This window comes from Burkholderia sp. E168m23, assembly GCF_016586125.1.
In the GTDB taxonomy this organism is placed as follows: domain Bacteria; phylum Pseudomonadota; class Gammaproteobacteria; order Burkholderiales; family Burkholderiaceae; genus Burkholderia; species Burkholderia orbicola.
Map to the genome: position 1 here is coordinate 1 of NZ_BCPP01000609.1, position 4,408 is coordinate 4,408.

The following is a 4,408-nucleotide window of genomic DNA, read 5'->3' on the forward strand; positions in this document are numbered from 1 at the left end:
ACGGCTGCATGTTGTCCGGCGAAATGCCGCCGACCGGGATCAACGGCACCGCGCGGTCGACCACCGCGCGCCACGCCTTCACGACCGTCACGCCGAGCTGCTCGGCCGGGAACATCTTCAGCACGTCGGCGCCGTTCGTCAGCGCCGCGAACGCTTCGGTCGGTGTCGCGACGCCCGGCGCGCTCGCCAGCCCGCGCTCACGGGCGCGGCGGATCACGGCCGCGTCGCTGTGCGGCATCACGATCAGCGCGCCGCCCGCGTCCTGCACGCGATCGACGTACTCGGCGCGCAGCACCGTGCCCGCGCCGACGATCGCATCGTCGGGCAACGCACGGCGCAGCGCCGCGATGCTGTCGAACGGATCGGGCGAGTTGAGCGGCACCTCGACGATCCGGAAGCCGGCTTCGTACAGCGCGCGGCCATGGTCGGCCGCTTCGGCGGGCGTGATGCCGCGCATGATCGCGATCAGCGGACACGCGTCGAACGCACGCATCAAGGCGGCGTGGGGCGTGTACGGTGCGGGCAATGTCAGGTCGGACGGCATCGAGAATTCCTCTGCAAGCAGTTCATTGATCGGCGCAGACGGGCTCGCCGTCCGCGCGCACGAGCCCGGCGCGCGACGCGATCCGCCACAGGCCCAACTCGGTCGCATGCGCGGCGACCCGCGCATGCGCATGGCCGAATACCCGGAGCGCATCGACGTAGCGCGAACACAAGCCGTCGTCGCCGATCAGCAGCAGCGGCTGGTCCGCGAGCGCGATGCCGCGCTCCGCGAGCATCGCGTCGAGCGCATTGAGCTCGTGACCGATCAGCAGGCCTGACAAGTAGTCGCCCTGCGCATCGGGCGCGAGCCGGTCGGTCAGCCCCAGTGTGCGCGTGCTGAAAATCGTCGCGAGCAGCCCTGTGTGCCGCGCGCCGCGTGCGACCGATACGCCGCGCACGAACGCGTCACGATCGGGCAACGCCCCCGTGCGCATCGTGCGGCCGAGGATCGTGTGATCGCGTAGCACCGCGAACAGCTCGCCCGTCATGAAGGTCTGGAAGCGCTCGATCAGTCCGTCCTTCACCCACGCCCATTTCGCATGCGTGCCCGGCAGGCCGATCAGTACCCCTGAACGATCGGCGCCAAGCGTGGGATCGCTCGCGAGCGCACCGACGATCTGCGTTTCTTCGCCGCGCATCACGTCGGGCAATTCGCCCGTCGCGATCACGCCCGGCACGATCGAGACCGTCGCGCCGCGCGCCGTCGTCACGGTGATGAGGCCCGCGACAAGCGCGTCGGCGCCGGCCGGCACCGCGACGTACGGCGCCTCGCGCCAGCCCTGCGCGCTGCCGACCATCCCGGCGGCGAGCACCGGCAGGCCGGGCGTACGGTCGAGCCAGTCGCCGCACGCTTCCTCGAACACCGCGTCGAACGCGCGCGCGCCGCCGCCCGGCACGTGCATCACGCCGGCCGGCCGGCTGCGCGTGTCGATCGGCACGCCGTGCGCGTCGTACAGATACGCGCGCAGCGACGTGGTGCCCCAGTCGAGCGCGATCAGCGACGGGGAGGCGGAACTGGCATCCGGAGCGGGCCGGGTCGAAGTCGTCATCGTTTGATCCTGCGGGTACCCTGCGGCGGGCTCCAGCCCAGTTCCGCGGAAATGGCTCGCGCTTCGCGCTGCACGAGCGGAATCAGTTCGTCCATGCGGTCGTGCGGCATGTACGGAATCGTGCTCGCGACCGACACCGCCGCGACGATCGCGCCCGACGCGTCGCGGATCGGCGCGGCCACGCAGCGGATCGACGCCTCGTTTTCCTCGAGATCGAACGTATAGCCGCCGGCCGCGTAGTGGGCCATGCGCTGCAGGAACGCGCTCGTCTCGGGCCGGTTGTCGGGCTTGAAGTTGACGCCGGCCAGCGCGCGCCGCGCGGCTTCGAACAGCGAGCGCCACAGGTCCGGATCGAGGTCGAGCATCATCGCCTTGCCGATGCCGGTCGACGCGAGCGGCATCCGGTGGCCGACGCGCGAGCGCATCTCGAGGCCGCGCGTACCGGGAATCTTGTCGATGTACAGCACGTCGTCGCCGTCGCGCACGCCGAGATGGATCGTGTCGAGCGTCGCTTCCGCGAGCGCTTCCAGATGCGGACGCGCCACCGCGGTGAGCGGCATCTGCTCGAGCGCGATCGTGCCGAGCTCGATCAGCTTCGGGCCGAGCAGGTAGCCGCCCTGCACCTGGCGCAGATAGCGCGCCTGCACGAGGCTGCTGACGAGCCGGTGCGTCGTGCTGCGCGTCGTGCCGAGCGCGGCGCCGATCGCGCGCATGTCGCGCGCGCCATTGGCGATCGCCTCGAGGATCGCGAGGCCGCGCAGCAATGTCTGCGTGCCGGCCTGCTGCGCGGCGAGGTCGAGCGGCGTGCTGGTCGCGCCGATGCTGTCGGTCAGCGACGTATCGGCCGGCATCGCGCGCCGGGCGTCGAGGGCAAGAGAGTCTGGCATCTTGGTCATGGGACGGGGCTTCTTCAACGGAATCGGTGAAGCCGCTCGCGCGGCGCCGGAACTGCGTCCGATGCGGCGGCGTGGCGGCGGTCGATGCACCGAGTAAAGCGCCCGGCGAACTTCATGGAAGGTGTCTCCGTGTGCGACGGGCGCCGCGCGATGCGTGGGTCCGAAGCTGTCGATGTGCTTCGGATTGTAGGAGCGCACGCACTCGTCTCCAATATTTGAATGCGTTGTCCAGATAATGAGAATACCGACGTGATTGGCTGCGGGTTCGACACGCCGGCCGCGCCATGCGCACGGGGGCGGAACCCGCCCTGTCGCAGGTTCCGCCCCCGTTTGCTCACCGCGTGCGGCGCTTACTGCTGGCTCGTGCTGCTGCGCGCCTGCATGTAACGCTGTACGTCGGCGAACGACACGCGGCCGTTGCCGCTCGCGTCGATCTGCCGGAAGTGGTTCGCGACATAGCCGAGGCCGGCCGCGCGCGCCTGCGACTCGGTGATCGACCCCGTGTTCTGCGTGTCGGCCGCGCTGAACTGCCGCGCGAGCTTGCGCACCACCTGCGCGTGCAGCGCGGCCCCGGTCGTCTGCGTGCCGGCGGTCGCGTGGCGCGCGGCCGGCGGCACGTACGGATCGCCGAGCTGTGCCTGGCGCGCACGCGCCGGCGCGGCGGCGGCGTCGCTCGCCTGCGCAAACGCGGAGAGGGATGCTGCGGCGCCGACGCATGCGAGCGCCGCGGCAACGACGATGAAACGATTCTTCATGTCAGGCTCCAGTCTGGAATGAGGTCGTCGACGGCCGGCGAGCGGCACCGCGAAGGGCGCCCGTCGCCGGCTGGGCGCGTCAGTGCGCGGCCGCGTTGTAGAAGGTCACGAGGTCGGCTTTCTCCTGCGGACGCGACGTATCGTCGAGATAGACCATGTGCCCGCCCTGATAGTCCTTGATCGTCAGGTTCGGCTGCGTGCCGAGCCGCGCGAGGTCGAGCTCGGTCTGGTAGAACGGCGTCGCGATGTCGTGATACCCGTTCAGCGACAGCACCTTCAGCTGCGGATTCAGCGTCAGCGCCGCGGCCAGATCGGGGATCGTGTCGGGCATCGCGAGGCCGTCGTGCGTCCAGTCCCACGTGTTGATCGCATTGCTGCTCACCGAGTAGGCCGACTGCGCGGTGTACTTCAGCTCGTTCGGCAGGTAGCTGCCGATCGTGTCGGTGAACGGTTTCGTGATGAACGAGCTGGACGGATCGCCGTCGGCCGCGAGCGGGCTCGACACGGGCACGTTCACGCGTGCGTCGTAGCGGCCGATCAGCGTGCCCGGCACCAGCGACAGCTGGAAGCTGTTGTCGAAGAAGGTCGGGACCACGTTGAAGTCCGCATTCCACAACGCCTGCTTCACGCCGGTCGAATTCGCCATCGTCGTGACGAGATTCGGCGGCGGCGGCGTGTGGCTCGCGAGGTACGCGTTCACGGCCGGCGCGTAGCTGCCGGCCGTCAGCAGGCGCATCTGGTCCGCATACTGCGGCAGGTTCGACGGGTTCGGGTTGTCGAGCTGGTAATACGCGCCGACCGTGCCGTACGACGGCACGAAGCCCGCGCAGCTCACCGGGCTCGCGCCGTTGTTCGAGTTGCCGACATAGTCGCTCGCCATGTCGCAGTTCGTGTTGTAGTTCAGGATCGACGACTGCAGCACGATGCCGTCGAGCTTCACGCCGGCCGTCTCGAGCAGGTTCGCGAGCACGTCGGTGCGCGGCGTGCCGTACGACTCGCCGAACAGGTATTTCGGCGAAGCGCTGCGCTGGTTCACGCTCAGGTAGCGCGTCACGAAATCGCGGAACGCGCCGGCGTCCTGATCGACGCCCCAGAACGTCTGGTTCGTGTTCGGCGCGACCGCTTCGGAGAAGCCGGTGCCGATCGCATCGACGAACACGAGGTC

5 protein-coding genes are annotated in these 4,408 nt (G+C 69.5%); all 5 read right to left on the minus strand.

All coding sequences use genetic code 11. The features are described from left to right. Positions 1-544, minus strand: a 544-nt coding sequence (locus JMF90_RS25835) for a 2-dehydro-3-deoxy-6-phosphogalactonate aldolase (protein ID WP_201325590.1), incomplete at its 3' end; no start/stop codon positions are given. 22 nt (positions 545-566) lie between these two features. Continuing rightward, positions 567-1,592, minus strand: coding sequence for a 2-dehydro-3-deoxygalactonokinase (locus JMF90_RS25840; protein ID WP_201325591.1), 1,026 nt, complete (start codon positions 1,590-1,592; stop codon positions 567-569). Then, complete coding sequence (locus tag JMF90_RS25845) at positions 1,589-2,488, minus strand: IclR family transcriptional regulator (RefSeq protein WP_011694140.1); 900 nt, start codon at positions 2,486-2,488, stop codon at positions 1,589-1,591. Before JMF90_RS25845 ends, JMF90_RS25840 begins: the two co-directional genes overlap by 4 nt. 350 nt (positions 2,489-2,838) lie before the next feature. Next, positions 2,839-3,243 carry an EF-hand domain-containing protein gene (locus JMF90_RS25850; RefSeq protein ID WP_053525896.1) on the minus strand — a complete coding sequence of 135 codons (405 nt, stop codon included), beginning with the start codon at positions 3,241-3,243 and terminating at the stop codon, positions 2,839-2,841. A 79-nt stretch (positions 3,244-3,322) separates the two neighbouring features. Beyond that, a partial coding sequence (locus JMF90_RS25855; protein ID WP_201325592.1) for a peptidase S10 occupies positions 3,323-4,408 on the minus strand: 1,086 nt, incomplete at its 5' end.